This is a genomic window from Azotobacter armeniacus (assembly GCF_054779355.1).
This window is the reverse complement of sequence record NZ_BAAGYK010000018.1, coordinates 11,080-31,391: the sequence shown is the minus strand read 5'-3', so window position 1 is coordinate 31,391 and position 20,312 is coordinate 11,080. Positions and strand designations below refer to the sequence as shown.

The window sequence follows — 20,312 nt, the reverse complement described above, 5'->3', positions numbered from 1 at the left end:
GGGTTCGAGTTTGAGTCTGGCTGCAACCTCACTGCAGGCAAGGCATTGCAGTGACAGGCGGACGAGCGGTGTCAGCCTAGACATTCTCCCGCCAGGCGAGCCAGCTTCTGCGCCCTCGGGTCCATCAGTACATAAGGTCCCAGGCTGTTGGTGACGAAGCCGAAGGCCAGCTCGCGTTCGGGGTCGGCGAAACCGCAGGAGCCGCCCGCCCCCGGATGACCGAAGGCCTTGGGGCCAAGACCGAAGGTGGCATTGGCCAGCGCAGGCTGGTCGAGCATGCAGCCAAGGCCGAAGCGGGTCCGGGTGAGCAGGGTGCGGTCTTCGCCGCAGCTGTGCTCGCAAGTCATTTCGTTGAGCAGCTCGGCCGGCAGCAGACGGCCGTCGAGCAGCCCGGTATAGAAGCCCGCCAGGGAGCGCGCGTTTCCATGGCCATTCGCCGCCGGCTGATGCATGCGCCGCCACTCAGGCTTGTTGCTACTGTTCAGGATCGACGGAGGGTTGGTGAAGGCGCGAGTAGCCAGGGCCTCCGGCTCGCTCAGGGTAACCTTGAGCAGGCGCTGGGCGGCGGCATCGCCCAGATTGCCCTTGCTCCGCCCGATATGGGCGACCCGGTGGAATTCGGCGTCGTCCAGACCGACATGGAAATCCAGACCGAGCGGTCGGGCGATGCGCGCCGCAATCGAATCGCCGGGCTCGCGGCCGTCGGCACGCCGCAGCAGCTCGCCGACCAGCCAGCCAAAGGTGATTGGCGCATAGCCATGTTCTTTGTCGTGCAGCTCCCACCAGGGTGCCTCGGCGGCCAGCACTCCGATCATGGTTTGCCAGTCATAGAGCGCTTCCGCCGCCAGCGGCGCGCGGATCGCCGGCAACCCCGCCTGGTGGCAGAGCAGCTGGCGCAGGGTGATGCGCGTCTTGCCGGCAGCAGCGAATTCAGGCCACAACCGGGCTACTGGAGCATCGAGGTCCAGCTTGCCCTCCTCCACCAGTTGCAGGGCGGCGACCGTGGCGAAGGGTTTAGTGCAGGAAAACAGGTTGGCGATGGTGTCGCTCTGCCAGGCCTCGCTGCCATCCCGGCCGGCGACCCCTGCCCAGAGATCCACCACGGTTTCCCCGCCGACCTGGATGCAAATTGCCGCACCACGGGTATGGACATCCTCGAACAGCGCGGCGAACGCGCCCTTCAACGCCTCAAACTTGAGGTCAAAATAGCCTTGAACCTGCACTTTGTCTCTCCTGGCAACACTACTGTTCGTCATTCTTCCAGCCGTAGCGGGGTTTTGTGAACTCCTGCACGAAACCTTTGTCGAGGCGCAGTCACTGCACCTTGACCGGCATCTCGGACGGAGCGCCGCCTTCCGCCGCCGGCTTCCCGGCGGCAGTCGCGGCGGCCGACTCGAGGGTTTTCCCCACCTGCAGGTTAGCCTTGCGCACTGCCTCGACGAAGCCGGCGAACGGCCGGTCGGTGACGCCGACCAGACCAATGTGGCCGTTTTCGCCGTCCAGCAGACGTCCGGTCACCGGCTGGTCGAGGTACTGGAACCAGTGCACGCCGACGATCGACGGCTCGGCCAGGGCCCGCTCGAGGAAGTGGACATAGGCCGGCCCCCGCTCCTCCTCCTTGTACACCTCGGCCACGCCGCCCCAGAATGGACCGCGATCCCGCGAGCCGAAATGGAACTCGCTGACCAGCACCGGCTTGTCCAGCACGCGCAGGGCCTCGAAGTCATGGCCATGCTGAGGCTCCCGGGTATAGAAGTTGAAGCTCAGCACGTCGCAATACTTGGCACAGGCGGTGACCGCCTCGGGGGTGGAGATGGCGAAGCGGCCACCGAGCAGCAGATGATCGGGGGCATGCCATTTCAACGACTCGGCGATGGTCTTGAAATAGGTGTCCGCGAAGAGCTGCTGGAAACGCTGCAGATCCTCCTCGATGGCCGGATGCTCGGGACTCGGCAGAGGCGCCTCGAAACCCGGGTCCTCCATCAGCTCCCAGGCCGGCAGCTCGATGCCCCAGGCGACGGAGAGGCCCTGCTGGTTGCGGTAGCGGTCGCGCAGCAGCTTGAGGAAGGCACGCTTGGCCGGCACGTCGGTGGTCTGCCGCAGGGTGCCGTAGGCCAGGGCGTAGCGGGCCTTCGGAGCTGTGCCCGGCGCGGCCCAGCTGAGCTCGTTGTCGGCGAAATAGCCGACTACCCAAGGATTGTTCCGGTGATCCCGCGTGGCGATGGCGATGGCGCGCTCGGCGGCCATGGCGAAACGCGGGTCGAAGGGATCGGGCATGCCGCCCCACCAGTCGTGGCCGGTGGAGATGGTGGCGTAGTCGCCACGGATCAGCAGCGGAATCGTGTAGGGCACCCGGCGCATCGTCCCCAGGACGAGATCGCTCCAGTTGCCGAGGGTATTGAAGCCCCAGGCCTGCAGCCGGTCCAGGGTGTGCTCGCGCCAGCGCTGGGCGTCGAAGAACTGGGCGACGCACGGCGGCGCGGCGGCTGGCTGCCCGGCGACCGGCGCGACGGACGGTGCAGCCTCATGGGCAGCCGCCGGAGCGGCCGGAGCCTCCTTGGAGGGGGCTGCCGGCGCTGCCCCCTCCGGCTCGGCAAGCACAGGTTCGACAGTGGCTGGCGTCTCGACCGGCGCGCAGGTCTGGCCGTAGGTCCGATAGAGACTCGCCCGATAGAAGTCGTACCAGCGCCCGTGGGCAAACTTCCGCCCGCCGTTGGCACCGATGGTCTGGCGGCTGTCGCCGGCACCATAGAAGGCAGCCAGCGGGTTGTCCTTGCCGGGCAGCTCGAGGAACATCTCCTCGCGCCCCTCGACGTAGGTGCGGCTGTTGCCGGAGGAAACGGTGTTCACGCCGAGGGAAAAGAAGGGGTGACCTTCCGGCGTCACCAGGTACCAGCGCCCCTCGTGCTTGGCCACGCGGAAGAAGCCCGTGGCTTCCAGCTGCGGGCCCTTCAGCCAGCCGCCGAAGCGATCCAGCAGGGACCGTTCGGCCAGCCAGCGGCCGAGTTGCGCCCTCTCCTGTTCGGCCTCCGCCTTCAGCTGCTTGTCGCTGGCGACTTTCTCTGGCCAGTCACCTCGACTGTACTGCCCGTAGGCATCGACGATGCCGCGGTAGACTGCCGGCTCGAGATCCTCGCGCACGCCGAAGCGGCCGAGCAGGATGCTCTGCTGCACATCTGGCCTCTCCAGGGAGAGGATCACCGCCTGGACCTGATGGGGATCGATCTCGCCCTCCAGGGTGGTCGCCACGAGCAGGCGCTGATTTTCATGGATCCAGGGCATCGGCGGTGCGGCACGCATGCCCTGCGCCCTGGGCGAGCTGGTGTGCAGTGGCAGTACCAGGGTCTGTGCCGGACCGGCCGGCAGCGCGACGAGCGCCTTCAGAAGCTTGCCATTGGCGCTCTCGATGCTCACCTGCAGGGTCAACGCCCAGTCCATGGCGTTCTGGATGCGCAGGCTGACCGCCCCGGCAGTGGACCAATCCCAGGTGCCCTGCTGTGGCGTCAGGCGCAGGCTCGGCCCCTCCTGGGGATTGAAGGTAACCCGCCGAAGCACCTCCCCTCCCGCCGTGCTCTCCGCGGTCAGCTCGGGCAGGAAGGCACCCTCACCCTTGACCTGCACCACATCGGTGGGGCGCACAAAGCTGAACAGCACCTGCTCGCCGGCCGCCTGTGCAGATATGGGCACCAGATAGCAGGCGAACAGCAGGGAAACCAGGGGACGGATCATCAAGCTCGCTCTCCAGAGGGACGGGAGGTGGACAACAGGAGTAGGCATGATGACAGCCGCCCCAGCGGCAGTGAAGCAGGCGCAGCGGCTTTGACCTAGTGGCCTGTGCGGTTGATTGGTTAACTCAAGTTCGGGGATGACCGGGGTTTTGAGACAAGGCGCCGCGACGAGTCATAGCCGGGCTATGGCGAGGAGCGGCAACGCTGCATCGGAGCCTCGGGCGCCGAAATTGACTAATTGAATCAACCAAACAGGCCACTAGGGCCTATTCCATCACACTCCGGTCCCCAGCGGCGCGCGGATGCGCGTCCGGGGCGGATTTTCCGGTGCCGCTGGCTATGAGGAAGATGCGCGCCGTCTGCCTAGCCGATCTCCCGGCGAAACGGTGGCAGCGCATCGAGGATCGCCTTGCCGTAGCGCTGGGTCACCACGCGGCGGTCCAGCAAGCTGATGGTGCCGCGGTCCTCCTCGGTGCGCAACAGGCGGCCGCAAGCCTGGACCAGGCGCAGCGAGGCGTCGGGCACGGCGATTTCCATGAACGGATTGCCGCCGCGGGCTTCGATCCACTCGGCCAGCGCCGCCTCCACCGGATCGTCGGGCACGGCGAAGGGGATCTTGGCGATCACCACGTGCTCGCAGTAGGCCCCGGGCAGGTCGACGCCCTCGGCGAAGCTCGCCAGGCCGAACAGCACACTGGATTCGCCCTCATCGACCCGCGCCTTGTGCCGGTTCAGGGTTTCCTGCTTGGACAGGTTGCCCTGGATCAGCACGCACCTGCGCCAGTCCCGCTCGAGGCCGTCGAAGACGTCCTGCATCTGCCGGCGCGAGGAGAACAACACCAGGGCCCCGCGCGCGCCTTCCACCAGGCACGGCAGCTCGCGGACGATGGCGGCAGTGTGCGCGGCGGCGTCGCGCGGGTCGGCCTTGAGGTCAGGCACCCGCAACAGGCCCGCCTCGGCATGGGCGAAGGGACTGGGCACCACCGCGGTGACGGCGCTTTTCGGCAGCCCGGCGCGCATACGGAAGCGCTCGAAGCTGTTCAGCGCGGTCAGGGTAGCGGAGGTCACCAGGGCGCCATGGGCGACGTTCCACAGGTTGCGACGCAAGGTTTCAGCGGCGAGGATCGGGCTGGCGTCGACCTCGATGTCGTGCAGGGCACCGCTCTCGGTCAGGGTCAGCCAGCGCGCCATCGGCGGACTGTCCTCGGGGTCCTCCGCGGTGAAGGCGGTCCACAGCTGCCAGTTGGCCTCGGCCCGCGCCAGCAGGCTGCCGAACAGCGGGTACCACTCCTCCGCCTGGTGGCTGGCCAGGCCCGTGCCGGGCTCGCCGTCCATGGCCTCCTTGAGCAGTTCGGTGAGCCGGGTGAAGAGCTCCACCAACCTGGAAAAGCCCCTCTTCAACTCTAGGCCCAGCTCGCGCAAGTGCTCCGGCACCCCCCCGCCGACGAAGCGGTGGCGCGGTCTCTCGCGGCCGTCCATGTCCTCGCCGGCGCGAAAGTCGGCCAGTTGCTCGCAGGCGGCGAACATGAACTGCTGCTGGGTGCGCAGTTCGCGGGCCAGCTCCGGCACGCCCTCGATCAGCCGCCCCAGCTCGCCGGGCAGCGGATGCTGGGCAAGCAGCCGGGTCAGGTTCTTCTCCACCTGCCCCAGCCAGTCGGCGGTCGAGCGCAGGCGGGTAAAGTGGGCGAAGTGGCCGATGGCCTTGTCCGGCAAGTGGTGGCCCTCGTCGAACACGTAGAGAGTTTCGCGCGGATCGGGCAGTACGGCACCGCCGCCCAGCGCGAGGTCGGCGAGCACCATGTCGTGGTTGGTGACGATCACGTCGACCTTGGTCATGCCTTCGCGCGCTTTGTAGAAGGCGCACTGCTGGAAGTTCGGGCAGTGCCGGCCGGTGCACTGGCTGTGATCGGTGGTCAGCCGCGACCAGGTGTCGTCCTCGATGGCCCGCGGCCAGGCGTCGCGGTCGCCGTCCCAGCGGTTGCCGGCGAGCTTCTCGATCATCTGGGTGAACAGCTTCTGGCTGGCCTCGTCGACGTCGATGCGAAAGCCCTCCTCCTCGAACAGCTGAGCAGTGGCGCTCTGCGCCTGGCCCTCCTGCAGCAGCAGGTCGAGTCTGGACAGACACAGATAGCGCCCACGCCCCTTGGCCAGGGCGAAGCTGAAGCTCAGGCCGCTGTTGCGCATCAGGTCGGGCAGGTCCTTGTTGACGATCTGCTCCTGCAGGGCGACAGTCGCGGTGGCGATCACCAGGCGCTTGCCGGCAGCCTTGGCCGCGGGAATCGCCGCCAGGCTGTAGGCCACGGTCTTGCCGGTGCCGGTTCCGGCCTCCACCGCGACCACCGCCGGCTCCCCCTGGCGCCGGCCTTCGTCGTCGGTAGCAATGGTCCCCAGGACCCTGGCCACCTCGGCGATCATCAAACGCTGGCCGTAGCGCGATTTAAGTCCCTTGGCTTCGAGAAAGCGGGAGTAGGCACCCTGGATCTGTAATTTGAGTTCGGCGCTGAGCATTCCGCTTCCCGAATTGAAACTGGACAAATTTTCAGTATGTAAATGGGCGGCTATGATAGCGCGCGTTGCGCGGACCATCACCGGAGATTGCCGAATGACACCCTATTCCCTCGCCTACACCCTGCATGTGCTGCCCGCCCTGATCTGGGTCGGCGGCATGTTCTTCGCCTGGATGATCCTGCGTCCCGCCACCATCAGCGAGTTGGATGCGCCGGCCCGGCTGAAGCTCTGGCCGGAGGTGTTCCGCCGCTTCTTCCAGTGGGTCTGGGCTGCGGTGGTGCTGCTGCCGATCAGCGGCGTCGGCTTGCTGCACCTGCGCTTCGCCAGCCTCAAAATGGCGCCCGCATACGTACACATCATGATGGGCCTGTACCTGGTGATGCTCGCCCTCTTCCTGCGCGTGCAATTGCTACAACTGCCGCAGTTGCGCAGGGCCGTGGAGGTTCGCGACTGGCCGGCTGGCGGCACGGCGCTGGGACGGATCCGCCGGCTGGTGGGATTCAACCTGCTGATCGGTCTGTCGCTGGTCACCATTGCCGCCGCCCGGCCGACGTTCTGAAACTCCCCCAGCCACCAGAGTCAAGCCTGGCTATCCTTCCGCGGAGTACACAGATGGAGGATGCCAAACAGCAGTATCTGCAGGCGGCTCTTCCAGCACGGCGGGTCGGCCTTGAGGGCGCGCTCGAACAGCACCAGCGCGAGTAGGTGAGCCAATAGGAGCAGCCCGCCACAGACCGGCAGCAGCAGATCGAAGGGCTTGTTCAACGGTTGCAGAAGAGCGCCGGCAAGCGCCAGCCACAGCGTCAAGATCACTGCCTTTACCAGGGTCAACAACAATTTCATCACGCTCCCGTCATGCGATCTTTGTCCAGGCGGAACATCCGTCAGGCGTCGCTGCCAGCACGGAACTTTTATGCTTTCGCTCCCGAAAGTCAGCTGCACTCCCGATCGAGGATCTTCGATGACTGACAGCTTTTCCTCCCGCACGCCGCAGCAGGCCCTCGCCGCCCTGCTCGATCGCTACGCCCCGGACCGGCTGCTGCTGGTCGGTGCCAGCGATCTGCCCGCCCTCGAGGCCTTCCGCAGTACGCATCCCAAGGCCCAGGTAACTCACTGCGCAGCCGGCCCGCTGCCGGCCGAAGTCGCCACCCAACGTTACGAGCTGGCCGTGGTGGTCGACTGTCTGGAACACCTGCCCCGGCGCACCGGCCTGGAGCTGCTCGGCGGCATTCGCAACCTGAACGCCAACCGCCTTGCCGTATTGGTCGACCTGGCAGCATGCGGCTGGCAGGATACCGATTTCTTTGCCCTGGCGCTGCAGGCCAGCGAGCGCTTCCGACGCGACGACCAGATCCTTACGCTATTCACCTACGATCTCTACGACTACAAGCAGGTACCGGACTGGCTGAATGCCAAGTTCTGGGCCAACCCGGAAAACTTTGGCAAGTACTGGTGGTGAACGGATGACCAGCAATCCCATGCAAGCCCGGAGCCCGAGCTGCCCCTGCGGCAGCGGCAGCCGGCTCGATGAATGCTGCGGCCGCCATCTGGCCGGCGTCCCCGCCCCCAGCGCCGAAAGCCTGATGCGCTCGCGCTACAGCGCCTATGCGCTGGGCGATCTCGACTATCTGCTGCAGACCACCCTGGCGGCCCAGCAGGCTGGCCTGGACCGCGAGGCAATCCGCACCTGGAGCCTGCAGAGCACCTGGCTCGGACTGAAGGTGGAAAGGGTAGAATTGCCTGCTGGTCAGCCGAAGCATGCCTTCGTCACCTTCAGCGCGCGCTGGCACGATGCCTCGGGCGAACACGCCCATCGCGAACGCTCCGCCTTCGTGCAGCATGATGGCCGTTGGTACTTCATCGACCCGACCGTCCCGCTGCACGGGGGGCGCAACGATCCCTGCCCCTGTGGTAGCGGACTAAAATTCAAGAAGTGCTGCGCCAATGCCTTGCGTCAAACATCAAGAGGGTTGGACGGGTAGCCTCTTTTCGAGAGGTTCCGAGCCTCTGCCGGGCTCATGCAGCGGCAGCAGCCCTGATATCTGAGAATAATTCTTAATAATTGGAGTACACTCGTCACCCCCCCCAACCCCCCCCCAGAAATCGGGTGTATACGGTGACGATTCAAAGAAGAGCTGCGTGCTCCCTGTCTGACCGGGGTACAGACGCCCCCGAATCAGGGCGTCTCCAGGCGAAGATGGGAGATATCGGGCAGCGGGCCAGCCGGCCGTGCCGGAGCCTGTCCCATGTCGCTGCCGACCGGCGCCAGGCTCAGGCCACTCAGATTCAGGCGCGGCGGCACCGATTCGGGTCTGGGCTCCTGCAAATCGGCACCCGCCGGAGCTACCCCGAAATCCGGTGCCTCCACCGCAGTAAAGGCCGCCATGTAGGCATCCCGTGGCGCCACTACAAGGAGAGGCTTGCGGGCAGGTTCGGGCCGATCGGCAGGAAAGCCGGTTTCTTGCCTTGGAGCAAGCTGCACCGCCTCCTCCATCGGCAGAATGTCCACCCGGGCACCAGCCCGCTCCAGAGTGGCCCGGTACTTCTCAGCCTCGGCGGCATCCAGATTGCTCTTGAGGGGCACACGCCGGCCGGAAAACAGGGTGGCGATGCGTGCGGCATCCGCGCGGAACAGCCTGGTCAGATTGGCCTGCACCTGCTCCAGAGAGGTTCCGTGCACCAGCTGGCCGGAAAAAACGATCTGATAGCGGCTCATGGTCATACTCATGTCCCAATCTTCGGGCAGTATGGCGCAGTTTTTTTTCGGCCAACAAGCGCGGGAACTAGGCAAAAGGAACGTCTGCAAGGCAGATCATCCAGCCCCCCGCCCGGCCCGGCAAAGGTTGCAGCCAGATAGCTGCTTGTTACACTGAGGCCCCCTTTGGAGTTCAGCATGTTTTTCCAGGCACAAACCACAAGAATTCTAGGCCTGTTGGGGTTGCTCGGTCTGCTCTCCGGTCTTGCTGGCTGCTCCACTTGGGTGACCGGCGCCTTCAAGGATCCCGATGTCCAGCTGGTCAAGATCGATGTCGTCAAGGCTCGCCTGCTGGAGCAGCAGTTCGTCCTGCGCTTTCGCATCGACAACCCCAACTGGGCGAGCCTGCCGATCCGCGGCCTGGACTATGAGGTGTTCCTGAACGACATCCGCCTGGCCAAGGGGGAGTCGCACAAGTGGTTCACCGTGCCCGCCCGCGGTCGCGAAGAATTCGACGTCCTGGTCACGACCAACCTTTGGCGACACATGAAGCGCATCGTCAAGCTGCTGGAAGAGCCCGAGCGGCCGATCCAGTACCAGTTGCAGGGCAAAGCCAAGACGGGGCTGCTGTTCGGACGCCGGGTCCTGGTTTCCCGCTATGGCGAGATAACCCCTGGCGACTACATCCGGGACTGACCGCCCATGAGTCCGTTGATCGTTGGCCTGCTGCTGGCCGCCCTGCTGATAGTGCTTGCCCTGAGTGGCGTGGCCTTCGTCCTCTGGCGGCGGGTATGGCTCCGCCAGAAAGCCCGCAAAGCGGCCGAAGCAGAACGCCATGCACAGTTCGCCGAGCATCTGCGCATCCTCGCCGGCAGCCTGCTCGACGGCCAGCTACCACTGGTCGAAGGCGCCATTCGCATCAAGGCCCTGCTCGAGCACTACGACCCGCAGCTGAACCAGAGCGAACGCTGCCGGGTTTTCCGCGAGCTCTGCGAGGTTACCGCCCACATTCCCACACATGCGGCCTGGAAATCCTTGAGCAGAACAGAGCGGAGGCATTACGAAGCGCTGTTCACCAGCCTCGAACTGCAGCACAAGGCTGCCGCCCGCAGCACGGCGCGCTGGCTGCTGGAGGAAGGGCTGGCAGCGCGTCGATGAAAAAGGCGCGACCAGCTTGCAAGCCGCAGACCGGCTCCCTACCTTAGGCGCCCATCCCGTACACCCGGGGCCGCCATCTCCCCACCTCTCCGCTACCCTGTGCTTGAAGGAGCCAGCCGCATGCGATCGCGCCTGTTTCGTCACCTGGCCCGCCTGAGCCTCGGCGCCGGACTCGCGTCTCTGCTTGCGCTCGCCGGCTGCCAACCGATGCTCGACAAGCGCTATGCGGACAGCCTGCCACCCGCACAGGGTGTCCTGCACATCCAGGGGCTGGCGGACAGCGCGGTGGTGCGGCGCAACACCCTCAGCATGCCGCTGATCGAAACCCGCAACGAGCATGACGCCCTGTTCGCCCTCGGCTATGTACATGCCAGCGATCGCCTCAGTCAGATGCTCGGCCTGCGCCTGATGGCCGAAGGACGGCTGGCCGAAATGCTTGGTCCAGGCGTCCTCGATATCGACCGCTTCATGCGCGCGATGAACCTGCGGCACCACGCCGAAACGCTCTATCGGAACGCCTCGCCGCAACTGAAGAAAGACTTCGAGGTCTATGCTCGGGGGATCAACGCCTTCCTGTTCCGCCACCGCGAGCGGCTGCCCATGGACCTGGCCGAGTCCGGCTACCAGCCGCCGTACTGGAGCTCCGAGGACTCGGTGCTGCTGTTCTGCCTGCTGAATTTCGGCCTGTCGACCAACCTGCAGGAGGAGATCGCCGCCCTGCAGCTGGCGCAGAAGATCGGTGTGGAGCGACTGGCTTGGCTGACGCCGATCTACCCCGACGAGCCCCTGCCGATCGAGGAAGCGGACAAGCTCAAGGGCCTTGATCTCGACGGGCAGATCCCCGGCCTCGCCGCGCTGGACCAGGCTGCCGGACAGGTCGCCGCATTGAACATGCTGGGCGTCGCCGCCTCCAACAACTGGGCCATCGCGCCGCGTAGCAGCCGGCTCGGCAAGAGCCTGCTGGCCAACGACACCCACCTGCCGCTGGCCCTGCCCTCGCTGTGGAGCTTCGTGCATATCCGCACGCCGCAACGCCAGACCGCCGGGGTCTCCGTCGCCGGAATCCCGGCGGTGATCATTGGCTTCAACGGCAAGCTGGCCTGGGGTATGACCATGGTCATGGCCGACACCCAGGACCTGTTCCTCGAGCGGATCAGGAGCGAGGGCGGGCGCGTCCACTACCTCGCCGACGGCAAGTGGCTGCCGGCCCGCGAGCGTCAAGAGACCTTCCTCGTCAAGGGCGCACAACCGGTCCGCGAAACCCTCTACGAAACCCGCCACGGTCCGCTGCTGAACAGTGTACTCGGCGAGCGCAAGCATCCGCTGCAGCCGTTGTCGGTGACCAGCGGCTATGGCCTGGCACTACAGACTCTGCCGTTCGACGACGACCGGAGCCTGGACGCCTTCATCCAGCTGTCCCGCGCCCGCTCGGTGGATGAAGCCTTCACGGCGACCGGCGAGCTGCGCGCCATGGCAGTGAACCTGGTGTTTGCCGACGCCGAGCACATCGGCTGGCAGGTGACCGGACGCTATCCCAATCGCCGCGCTGGTCTTGGCCTGCTGCCCTCCCCCGGCTGGGACGGCGCCTACGACTGGGACGGCTTTGCCGACCCCATGCTTCATCCCTATGATCAGGACCCGGCGAATGGCTGGCTGGGCACCGCCAACCAGCGCACGGTGCCGCGCGGCTATGGCATGCAGCTGTCCAGCACCTGGTACTACCCGGAGCGCGCCGAGCGCATCGCCGAACTGGCCGGCCGCGGTCGCCATGACGCGCAGAGCATGATCGCCATGCAGTACGACCAGACCACGCCCTTCGCCGCCAAGCTCAAGGCCATGCTCGAAGCGCCGGGCATGGCCGGGCCGCTGCGCCAAGCCATCGACGCTCTGCCACCGGCCGAGCGCGAGAAGGCCCGCGAGGCCCTGACCCGGCTGCTTGCCTTCGACGGCCGGCTCGCCGCCGACTCGGCGGATGCAGCCCTGTACGGCGCCTTCCTGCAGGAGGGCGCGCGACAGACCTTCCTCGACGAACTCGGACCGGACAACAGTCCCGCCTGGCAAGCCCTGCTGCAGATGGCCAGCCTCTCCTACTCGGCCCAGGCCGACCACCTACTCGGCCGCGAGGACAGTCCGTTCTGGGACGACATTGCCACTACGCAGACCGAGGACAAGCCAGTCATCCTTGCGCGCAGCCTGGCGGCCGCGGTAAGCCACCTGGAAAGTCGGCTCGGCAGTGACCGAGGTGCCTGGCAATGGGGCAAGCTGCACCGCTATCACTGGATCAGCGACAGCACTCGGCTGGCGCCCTACCTCAGCGCCCGCCAGCGCACCACCATCCACGCGCTCGGCGATTACCTGAACCGTGCCCCCCATCCCGCCGGCGGCGATCATGCCACGCTGAACGTTTCCGCCTATCGCTGGGGGCAGGATTTCGATAGCTGGTTGATTCCGGCCATGCGTATCGTCGTCGACTTCGCCCGCGAGGAACCCATGCTCGGGCTGAACAGCACCGGCCAGTCCGGCAACCCGGCCAGCCCGCACTACAAGGACGGTATCGACGCCTGGCTCGAAGGGCGATACATGAGTTTCCCCTTCAAGGCAGAGAATCTGGACAAGACCTACGACAGCCAGCGCTTGCTGCTGGTGCCGTAGACTTGAGGTGAATTGGCCCAAAGAGGCCGCAACAAATGAAACCGGCCGCCATTGCTGGTGGCCGGGGTGAGTTTGCTTACCGGCCCAACAGGCGCCGGACTGTCTCCTTGGGAAACGCCGTATGCCTCAGCCCGTCTTCAGGATACCGCTCAGGGTGATGCCATAACGTTCGAGCAATTGCACCGCCGGCTCCTTCGCTCCATTGCCGCCTTCACTGTCTTGACACTCGAACCCCTCGCGCCGCGCCAGTTCCAGCACTTTCTGGCTAGCTTCCTCCACGGTTGGCGTGGCCACTGACTCGGTCACCATCTTGACCGTGTTACCGTCCTTGTTGAATGTAATCGACCATATAGCCATGTCTTGCTCCTCCATTTTATTTATCCCCTAAATGCGGGTAGACATTCGCGTCCAGGCTAAAAGTCAGATTAGACGCCCTCGGCGCAGTTCGCCAGTCGGCCAAATGTGACTAGGCTTTCTGAAGGATCCTGCCAACGCCTGCCTCCGGGTCCGCCCGGCGAGGCCAGGCCTTCAGGAGGCTTGCATGAGAAAGCTTTTCGATGCCCGATCCGCCTCGCCGGAGCTCCGGGAACATGTGGAGCTGCTGCGCCGCCATGCCATTTGCCTGCCCGCGCTCGACAGCGAGGCATTCGCCGCGCTGTTCGACCGTTACGGCGATGCCCGAGTGGTACTGATCGGCGAGGCCAGCCACGGCACCTCCGAGTTCTACCGTACTCGCGCGGCGATCACCCGACGGCTGATCGAACGGCACGGCTTCAATATTGTCGCCGTCGAGGCGGACTGGCCGGACGCCACCCAAATTGATCGCCAGGTGCGCCGGCAGCAGCCTCCCGACTGGGAGCGCCAGGCCTTCCAGCGCTTTCCCACCTGGATGTGGCGCAACCTGGAGGTCGCCGAGTTCTGCGACTGGCTGAGTCGCTTCAACTGGGATCTGCCGTACGAGCGGCGCGTCGAGTTCCGCGGCTTGGACGTCTACAGCCTGAGGGCCTCGATCGGCGCAGTGCTGGACTACCTGGACAGAACCGACGCCCAGGCCGCCCGGGACGCCCGCCAGCGCTACGGCTGCCTGACGCCCTGGCAGGATGCACCCGCCCGCTACGGATACGATGTCCTCTACGGCCGCCAGTCCTGCGAGGAGAAGGTGGTCGAACAGTTGCGCAGCCTGCTGGAGCTGCGCCTGGAGGCACTCGGCCAGGATGGCGAGGACTTCTTCGACGCCACCCAGAACGCCCGCGTGGTGCGCGCTGCCGAGCACTACTACCGGATCATGTACCACGGCTCGAGCACCTCATGGAATCTGCGCGACCGGCACATGTTCGACACCCTGCGCAGCCTGCTGGAGCACCGCGGTCCCGAGGCCAGGGCTGTGGTCTGGGCGCACAACTCGCACATCGGCAATGCTGATGCAACGGCTATGGGCTGGGCCGGCGAGTTCAACATCGGCGAGCTGTGCCGCACCGCCTGGGGACAGGATGCCGTGCTGATCGGCATGGGCACCGACCGCGGCGAGGTGGCGTGCGCCAACGACTGGGACGAGCCGATGCGCATCAAGCAGGTCCGCCCCTCACGCCCGGACAGCTGGGAATGGCTGTTCCTGCATACAGGCATCCCCGCCTCCCTCACCGACTGGCGTGGCGGCGGGCCTGCCGAGCTGCGTGCGACCCTGTCCGAAACCCTGCTGGAACGCGCCATCGGCGTGATCTACCGGCCGGAGAGCGAGCGCCAGAGCCATTATTTCGAAGCCGTGCTGGCCGAGCAGTTCGATGCCTGGATCTGGCTGGAGGAAACCCACGCTGTCACGCCCCTGGGGCCCCGCCAGCCGCAAGCGGGGCAGTCCGAAACCTACCCGTTCGGAGAATGAGCCCATGCACGGAACCAGCCATGCTCCCCACCTGTTCCTCGACCGCCGCAGCGCCGGCCTGGAACTGGCCGAAGCGCTGACGCCCCATGCGGCCGATCGGCCGCTGGTGCTCGCCCTGCCCCGCGGCGGTGTCCCGGTTGCCTTCGAGGTTGCCAGGACGCTGCGCGCCGAGCTGGACATCCTGCTGGTACGCAGAATCGGCGCGCCCGGGCACAGCGGACTCGCTCTAGGCGCCGTGATCGACGGTGCCAATCCGCAGTTCGTCGTCAACGAGAAAGTGATGCACCAGGTCCGTCCGCCGTCCGGCTGGTTCGAGGCGGAAATGCAGCGCCAACTGCAGGAACTGGAGCGCGCCCGGCGGCTGTATTGCAGCGAGCCCCCGGTCCCGGTGGCCAGCCGCTGCGTGATCCTGGTGGACGACGGCGTCGACACTGGCGGCAGTGTGCGGGCGGCCCTGAAGGGCCTGGCCAAGTCCGCTCCCGGGCGACTGATCCTGGCCGTGCCGGTCGCCCCGCGGGAGATCGTCAAGGATCTGCAGCCGCTGGTCGACGAACTGGTCTGTCTGGCCATGCCCGAGCCTTTCGGCTCGATCAGGCAGCACTATGCCGACTTCAACGAAACCACCGACCAAGAGGTCGTCGACCTGCTGGCGGAGGCGCGGCACGGCGCCTGATGAGCAGACGCCGCATTCAATCAAGAGATCAGACCACCGGAGCCGGCGGCGGCTGGTCTGGCCTGGTCGGCTCTCCCGGCTCGGTCGGCTGGGTCGGCACGCCGGGCTCGGTGGGCTGCGTCGGCACGTCCGGCTCCGGATCGCCTGAAGGATTCCCGGCCAGCCAAGGCCGGCCGCGCAGAGCCAGCAGCGGCATTGAGGGCTTGTGAAGGGTTTCGCTGTGATGGCGGATATTCATGACGACCTCCGACTGTGAGGGACGGCGAGGTGCCAACCCGATGGTTACAGTTGGTAGAGTCCGCCGGACAGGAGTAATTCCCGCAATTCAACAGAGAGCCTGGTGACAGCGATGGATGCCGCTCACGCCTTCGGCAGGGTCACCCCGGTCTGTCCCTGATATTTGCCGCCACGGTCCTTGTAGGACACCTCGCAGGGCTCGTCGGACTCGAGGAAGAGCATCTGCGCCACGCCCTCGTTGGCGTAGATCTTCGCCGGCAGAGTGGTGGTGTTGGAGAACTCCAGGGTCACGTGGCCTTCCCATTCCGGCTCCAGCGGGGTGACATTGACGATGATGCCGCAGCGGGCATAGGTGCTCTTGCCCAGGCAGATGGTCAGCACATTGCGCGGGATGCGGAAGTACTCGATGGTACGGGCCAGGGCGAAGGAATTCGGCGGAATAATGCACACATCTCCCTTGACGTCGACGAAGCTTCTCTCGTCGAAGCTCTTCGGGTCGACAGTGGCCGAGTGGATATTGGTGAACACCTTGAATTCGTCGGCACAGCGCACGTCGTAGCCGTAGCTGGACACGCCGTAGGAGATCAGCCGCTCGCTGCCCTCGGTGCGCACCTGGCGCTCGACAAAGGGCTCGATCATGCCCTGCTCCCGGGCCATGCGGCGAATCCACTTGTCCGATTTGATGGTCATGACGGCAGGTCCTGAAGAAAGTGAGGTGCGCATATTACCGGCTGTCCAGACGCCTTCAAAGCCCCGCCGCCGGGGCATCCGGCCGTTGCGCAGCGGCCGGCCTGCCTCCCCGGACAACACGCCGTCGGCTTAGCACAGACGTGGAAACAGCAGGTGCAACAGCCGCCCGCCCCGTACACGCCCGCCGGCAGAGTATCGATACGCTGCACGTGTCCGTGCAGGCGATGCCTGGCCGCCTCCTGCCCGAGTAACGCGACCAGGGTCGACTTGCCGGCATCCTTGCCCCGATTCTTGCACAACTGCGCGTCCGGCTCGCCGTCGCACAGATCGTCGTACATTGGAAGGCCTGGCTCAGCTCGAGCGTCGTCTCGCGCAGCGTCGTACACACGGCGTCGCTGGCATGCGCGACCTGCGCCGCCATCTCCAGCGCCGCGCCGAACAACGCCCTCGGTCTTCAGGTGATTGATCTTGGCGATCTCGCTGGCTTTGCGCGCCCGGCTGCCTTCGCGCAGGTCCTGATACTGGCCGCGCACCAGCCCTCGCGCGCCCATCGCGTCGGAGAGCACGCCGACCCAGAAACTCCATTTTCTGGAATGAAAAGGCAAGCGGAAAAATGAATGCTAAAATTTTGTACAAGACTGTCATCTTGTACAATCTTAAAAAATATTTCACAACCCCTAGTCCCACTCCACCGAACTAGTAGCCTGTGCGGTTGATTGGTTAACTCAAGTTCGGATAACCGGTGGTTTCGAGACAAGGCGCCGCGACGAGTCGTGGCAGGGCTATGGCAAGGAACGGCAACGCCGTATCGGAGTCTCGGGCGCCGAAACTGACTCATCGAATCAACCAAACAGGCTATTAGGGAACAGCGATGGCAGAAGACGAACTGGCGGCGCGCAAGAACGACCATCTGGACATCGTGCTCGCCCCATCTTGGGCCAGGGGACGCGGCAACACAGGCTTCGCCACTTTTGCCTTCGAGCATTGCGCGATCCCGGAGTTGCATCTGCAACAAATCAACCTGGGTACCGAGTTTCTTGGTCGCCACCTGCGCGCGCCCCTGCTGATCAGCTCCATGACCGGCGGACCCGCACGGGCCGCGGTGATCAACCGTCATCTGGCCGAAGCGGCGCAGGTGCTCGGCATCGCCTTGGGCGTCGGCTCCCAGCGCATTGCCCTGGAAACCGGCGCCGACCATGGCCTCACCCGGCAGCTGCGCCAGCTGGCTCCAGACGTGCCGCTGCTGGCCAACATCGGCGCGGCGCAGCTAGTCGCCGGCTTCGGCCTGGAGGAGGCGCGGCGGGCGGTGGACATGCTTGAGGCCGATGCCTTGATCGTGCACCTCAATCCTTTGCAGGAAGCTGTCCAACCAGAAGGCGACCGCGAGTGGCGCGGTGTGCTGAAGGCCATCGGCCAACTCGCTGCCCATCTAGGCGTGCCGCTGGTGGTCAAGGAGGTCGGCGCCGGAATCAGCGCCCCGGTGGCCCTGCGCCTTGTCGAGGCGGGCGTCGCGGTGATCGATGTTGCCGGCACCGGCGGCACCAACTGGGTTGGGGTCGAGGCGCAACGTGCGCGCAGCCCGGCTCAACGGCGGGTCGCACTGGCCTTCGCCGACTGGGGGATTCCCACCGCCCAGGCGCTGCGCGAGGTGCGCCACGCCTGCCCGCGGATTCCGCTGATCGCCTCTGGCGGGGTGCGCGACGGCGTGGACGTGGCCAAGGCGATCCGCCTGGGCGCCGATCTGGTCGGTCAGGCCGCTGCCGCACTGCCCGGCGCGCTGCGCTCCAGCGAGGCGGTAATCGAGCATTTCACCGTGATCATCGAGCAGCTGCGCATTGCCTGCTTCTGCACCGGCTCGGCGGACCTTGCGGCACTACGCCTGGCGCGCGTGCGGCCGGTGGCACAGCCGACGGGCTGAACCCGGAGGTCGACATGAGCCACGTCGCCGTCATCGTCCGCACTTCGCCAGCCACTTCCGAGCGCTGGAGGCGCTGGCCGATCAGCTGATCGCGCGCGGCCAGGCCTCGCACCCGCACGGCTGCTCGACCCGCCAACCCGGCGCAGCACGGTGATGCTGTATGCCTGGTGCCGTCACTGCGACGATGTGGTCGACGGCCAATCCCACGGGTTCGGCAGCGGTGCCCCCGGTGCCGACCAGGCTTGCCTCGCCCAGCGGCCGGGCGCTGTAGCAGCCCACCATGCAGGCGTCGCAGCTGCGTCTTGAAGGTCTTCACCCTGAGCGCGTACAGGAAGCCAAAGGAGACACAACCGTCGCACCCTGCCCGCATGGTGCAGCCAGTGCGCCAAGTACAGCCGCTTGAGGTAGCCCTTGCGCAATACGTAGCACAGCCGCCAGCGCTGGTGCACCAGACCGTCGTGGGCGAAGAAATCATAGAGGAATCCGTAGAGGGCCATACCGGCATCGATCCATTGCAGCGGCCAGAAGCCGGCGCTGCCCAGAGCGATCAGCAGAATGGCGTGAGCGGCAAATACCAGCACATAGAGATCGTTCTTCTCGAACCAGCCGCCGCCCAGTTCGTGGTGAGATCGGTTGCCAACCCCAGCCCCAGCCGTGCATCACGTACTTGTGCGAGGCCCAGGCCACCGCCTCCATCACGGCGACGGTAGCGAGCACGAGGAGCGTGACGAGCAGCAGGAGCATGGCGGGCCTTCGGGCAGTGGATGACCTTCAGTCTAGAAGACGCCGGCCGCCCATCATCCGCCTCACAGCTCGAGACAGCTTCGGGCTTCAGTCCTCGCTGATCACGATCTTCGGCATCGACTGGGCGATGATCTGCCCGCTCTGGGCGATGCGCGCGCCGACGGTGCGAGCCATTTGCTGGTAGATCAAGGTGGCCGGGCTGTCCGGATCGGCGATCACCGTAGGCCGGCCGGCGTCGGCCTGGCTGCGGATGTCCATGGACAGCGGCAGCGAGGCGAGCAGATCGACGTTGTACTGGGCCGCCAGCTTCTCGCCGCCGCCCTCGCCGAACAGGTGCTCGGCATGCCCGCAGTTGGAGCAGATATGGACGGCCATATTCTCCACCACACCGAGCACCGGGATGTTCACCTTGCGGAACATCTCCACGCCCTTCCTGGCATCCAGCAGGGCCAGGTCCTGGGGCGTGGTGACGATCACCGCGCCGGCCACCGGCACCTTCTGCGCCAAGGTCAGCTGGATGTCGCCGGTACCGGGCGGCATGTCCACCACCAAGTAGTCGAGGTCCTCCCAGGCGGTCTGGGTGGCCAATTGCAGGAGCGCGCCGGAAACCATCGGCCCGCGCCAGACCATGGGCGTGTTGTCGTCGGTGAGAAAGGCCATGGACATCAGCTGCACGCCGTGGGCCTGCAGCGGCACGAAGGCTTTCTGGTCGCGGACCTGCGGACGGGTGCCCTCGGGAATGCCGAACATGATGCCCTGGCTGGGGCCATAGATGTCCGCATCCAGCATGCCGACCCGGGCGCCTTCGCGGGCCAGGGCCAGGGCCAGGTTGGCCGCGGTGGTGGACTTGCCCACCCCGCCCTTGCCGGAGGCCACGGCGATGACGTTCTTCACCCCGCTCAGCCCCGGCACCTGCTCCAGGGCCTTGTGCGGAGCGATCATGCAGTCTACCCGCACCCGGGCCTCGCGCACGCCGTCGAGATTGTTCAGGCCAACCTCGAGCAGTTGTGCCCAGCCGTCCTTGAACAGTCCGGCGGCATAGCCGAGCTCCAGGCGCACGCTGACCTGGCCGCCCTGGATGGCGATGTCGCGGACGCAGCCGGCGCTGACCGGGTCCTGGTTGAGATGCGGGTCGAGGTACTGACGCAGCGCGGTTTCCACCGCTTCGCGGGTGACGGACATGGGCTACTCCCGAGAAAAACCGACTAAAACAGATGGCCATGATAATCGAGGTTAGCCCGATCTCCATGCTCAGGCGGGGGCCGCAACGAAAGACGCCTGTCTGCCGGCTTCCCCGCGGTGCCAGGGCAATCGCATGAAGCGAACGCCTCGCATTTGAAGCCGTGATCGCAAGAGCGTATCAATGGGATATTTGAGCACCTGCGCATGCCTTCCCTTCCCATGCCCATCACGGACGTATTCGTCTCCCT

At 65.8% G+C, this 20,312-nt stretch carries 20 protein-coding genes and 1 pseudogene; 10 read left to right on the top strand and 11 right to left on the bottom strand.

Annotated elements, in window-relative coordinates; genetic code table 11:
- Positions 1–71 precede the first annotated feature (71 nt).
- The 3 genes from ACYVD0_RS04270 to dinG all read right to left on the bottom strand — a co-directional run bounded on the left by ACYVD0_RS04270 (position 72) and on the right by dinG (position 6,236).
- Positions 72–1,223 carry a serine hydrolase domain-containing protein gene (locus ACYVD0_RS04270; protein WP_460425651.1) on the bottom strand — a complete coding sequence of 384 codons (1,152 nt, stop codon included), beginning with the start codon at positions 1,221–1,223 and terminating at the stop codon, positions 72–74.
- Between the two features lie 91 nt (positions 1,224–1,314).
- The gene (locus ACYVD0_RS04265; protein ID WP_460425701.1) at positions 1,315–3,729 is read right to left on the bottom strand and encodes a beta-agarase; all 2,415 of its coding nucleotides are present in this window, start codon (positions 3,727–3,729) and stop codon (positions 1,315–1,317) included.
- A gap of 362 nt (positions 3,730–4,091) precedes the next feature.
- Positions 4,092–6,236, bottom strand: a complete 2,145-nt coding sequence (gene dinG, locus ACYVD0_RS04260) for an ATP-dependent DNA helicase DinG (RefSeq protein WP_460425650.1) — start codon at positions 6,234–6,236, stop codon at positions 4,092–4,094.
- A gap of 94 nt (positions 6,237–6,330) precedes the next feature.
- On the opposite strand from dinG, the gene ACYVD0_RS04255 reads away from it, so the two are divergent.
- A complete protein-coding gene (locus tag ACYVD0_RS04255; protein WP_460425649.1) occupies positions 6,331–6,795 on the top strand; it encodes a CopD family protein in 465 nt (154 codons plus the stop codon).
- A 20-nt stretch (positions 6,796–6,815) separates the two neighbouring features.
- On the opposite strand, the gene ACYVD0_RS04250 is transcribed toward ACYVD0_RS04255, so the two are convergent.
- Positions 6,816–7,079 (bottom strand): DUF1145 domain-containing protein, encoded by a 264-nt coding sequence (locus tag ACYVD0_RS04250; protein ID WP_460425648.1) that lies wholly within the window; start codon positions 7,077–7,079, stop codon positions 6,816–6,818.
- A gap of 118 nt (positions 7,080–7,197) precedes the next feature.
- Here ACYVD0_RS04250 and ACYVD0_RS04245 point away from each other — a divergent pair, with 118 nt between their 5' ends.
- Together ACYVD0_RS04245 and ACYVD0_RS04240 are read left to right on the top strand one after the other, a co-directional pair.
- The gene (locus ACYVD0_RS04245; protein WP_460425647.1) at positions 7,198–7,695 is read left to right on the top strand and encodes a DUF6231 family protein; all 498 of its coding nucleotides are present in this window, start codon (positions 7,198–7,200) and stop codon (positions 7,693–7,695) included.
- Between the two features lie 4 nt (positions 7,696–7,699).
- Positions 7,700–8,218, top strand: coding sequence for a YchJ family protein (locus ACYVD0_RS04240; protein WP_460425646.1), 519 nt, complete (start codon positions 7,700–7,702; stop codon positions 8,216–8,218).
- Between the two features lie 194 nt (positions 8,219–8,412).
- Here ACYVD0_RS04240 and ACYVD0_RS04235 read toward each other — a convergent pair whose 3' ends face one another.
- Positions 8,413–8,952: a hypothetical protein gene (locus ACYVD0_RS04235; protein ID WP_460425700.1), complete on the bottom strand. Its 540-nt coding sequence runs from the start codon at positions 8,950–8,952 to the stop codon at positions 8,413–8,415.
- A gap of 177 nt (positions 8,953–9,129) precedes the next feature.
- On the opposite strand from ACYVD0_RS04235, the gene ACYVD0_RS04230 reads away from it, so the two are divergent.
- The 3 genes from ACYVD0_RS04230 to ACYVD0_RS04220 all read left to right on the top strand — a co-directional run bounded on the left by ACYVD0_RS04230 (position 9,130) and on the right by ACYVD0_RS04220 (position 12,741).
- On the top strand, positions 9,130–9,627 hold the full coding sequence (locus tag ACYVD0_RS04230; protein WP_460425645.1) for an LEA/WHy family protein: 498 nt from the start codon (positions 9,130–9,132) through the stop codon (positions 9,625–9,627).
- Between the two features lie 6 nt (positions 9,628–9,633).
- Positions 9,634–10,089, top strand: a complete 456-nt coding sequence (locus tag ACYVD0_RS04225) for a DUF2489 domain-containing protein (RefSeq protein ID WP_460425644.1) — start codon at positions 9,634–9,636, stop codon at positions 10,087–10,089.
- A gap of 120 nt (positions 10,090–10,209) precedes the next feature.
- Positions 10,210–12,741, top strand: a complete 2,532-nt coding sequence (locus ACYVD0_RS04220) for a penicillin acylase family protein (RefSeq protein WP_460425643.1) — start codon at positions 10,210–10,212, stop codon at positions 12,739–12,741.
- A 126-nt stretch (positions 12,742–12,867) separates the two neighbouring features.
- Here the strand turns inward: ACYVD0_RS04220 and ACYVD0_RS04215 are convergent, their stop codons facing one another.
- Complete coding sequence (locus tag ACYVD0_RS04215; RefSeq protein ID WP_460425642.1) at positions 12,868–13,113, bottom strand: hypothetical protein; 246 nt, start codon at positions 13,111–13,113, stop codon at positions 12,868–12,870.
- A 169-nt stretch (positions 13,114–13,282) separates the two neighbouring features.
- Here ACYVD0_RS04215 and ACYVD0_RS04210 point away from each other — a divergent pair, with 169 nt between their 5' ends.
- Both ACYVD0_RS04210 and ACYVD0_RS04205 read left to right on the top strand, forming a co-directional pair.
- On the top strand, positions 13,283–14,620 hold the full coding sequence (locus ACYVD0_RS04210) for an erythromycin esterase family protein (protein ID WP_460425641.1): 1,338 nt from the start codon (positions 13,283–13,285) through the stop codon (positions 14,618–14,620).
- Positions 14,621–14,624: 4 nt separating this feature from the next.
- On the top strand, positions 14,625–15,293 hold the full coding sequence (locus ACYVD0_RS04205) for a phosphoribosyltransferase (protein WP_460425640.1): 669 nt from the start codon (positions 14,625–14,627) through the stop codon (positions 15,291–15,293).
- A 28-nt stretch (positions 15,294–15,321) separates the two neighbouring features.
- On the opposite strand, the gene ACYVD0_RS04200 is transcribed toward ACYVD0_RS04205, so the two are convergent.
- The 3 genes from ACYVD0_RS04200 to ACYVD0_RS04190 form a co-directional block, all read right to left on the bottom strand.
- Positions 15,322–15,531 (bottom strand): hypothetical protein, encoded by a 210-nt coding sequence (locus ACYVD0_RS04200; protein WP_460425639.1) that lies wholly within the window; start codon positions 15,529–15,531, stop codon positions 15,322–15,324.
- A 122-nt stretch (positions 15,532–15,653) separates the two neighbouring features.
- Positions 15,654–16,220: a dCTP deaminase gene (gene dcd / locus ACYVD0_RS04195; protein WP_460425638.1), complete on the bottom strand. Its 567-nt coding sequence runs from the start codon at positions 16,218–16,220 to the stop codon at positions 15,654–15,656.
- Complete coding sequence (locus ACYVD0_RS04190; RefSeq protein WP_460425637.1) at positions 16,217–16,825, bottom strand: hypothetical protein; 609 nt, start codon at positions 16,823–16,825, stop codon at positions 16,217–16,219. The genes dcd and ACYVD0_RS04190 overlap by 4 nt, the downstream gene beginning before the upstream one ends.
- A 266-nt stretch (positions 16,826–17,091) precedes the next feature.
- Between ACYVD0_RS04190 and fni the strand changes: the two genes are divergently transcribed.
- On the top strand, positions 17,092–18,138 hold the full coding sequence (fni, locus tag ACYVD0_RS04185) for an isopentenyl-diphosphate delta-isomerase (protein ID WP_460425636.1): 1,047 nt from the start codon (positions 17,092–17,094) through the stop codon (positions 18,136–18,138).
- A gap of 153 nt (positions 18,139–18,291) precedes the next feature.
- Entirely contained in the window at positions 18,292–18,444 is a 153-nt protein-coding gene (locus ACYVD0_RS04180; RefSeq protein WP_460425699.1) for a hypothetical protein, read from the top strand.
- Here the strand turns inward: ACYVD0_RS04180 and ACYVD0_RS04175 are convergent.
- Both ACYVD0_RS04175 and apbC read right to left on the bottom strand, forming a co-directional pair.
- Positions 18,401–18,882 (bottom strand): annotated as a pseudogene (locus tag ACYVD0_RS04175) (sterol desaturase family protein); the annotation flags it as partial. The gene ACYVD0_RS04180 and the pseudogene ACYVD0_RS04175 overlap by 44 nt on opposite strands.
- Positions 18,883–18,969: 87 nt before the next feature.
- Positions 18,970–20,064 carry an Mrp/NBP35 family ATP-binding protein gene (apbC, locus tag ACYVD0_RS04170; RefSeq protein ID WP_460425635.1) on the bottom strand — a complete coding sequence of 365 codons (1,095 nt, stop codon included), beginning with the start codon at positions 20,062–20,064 and terminating at the stop codon, positions 18,970–18,972.
- Between the last annotated feature and the right edge of the window lie 248 nt (positions 20,065–20,312).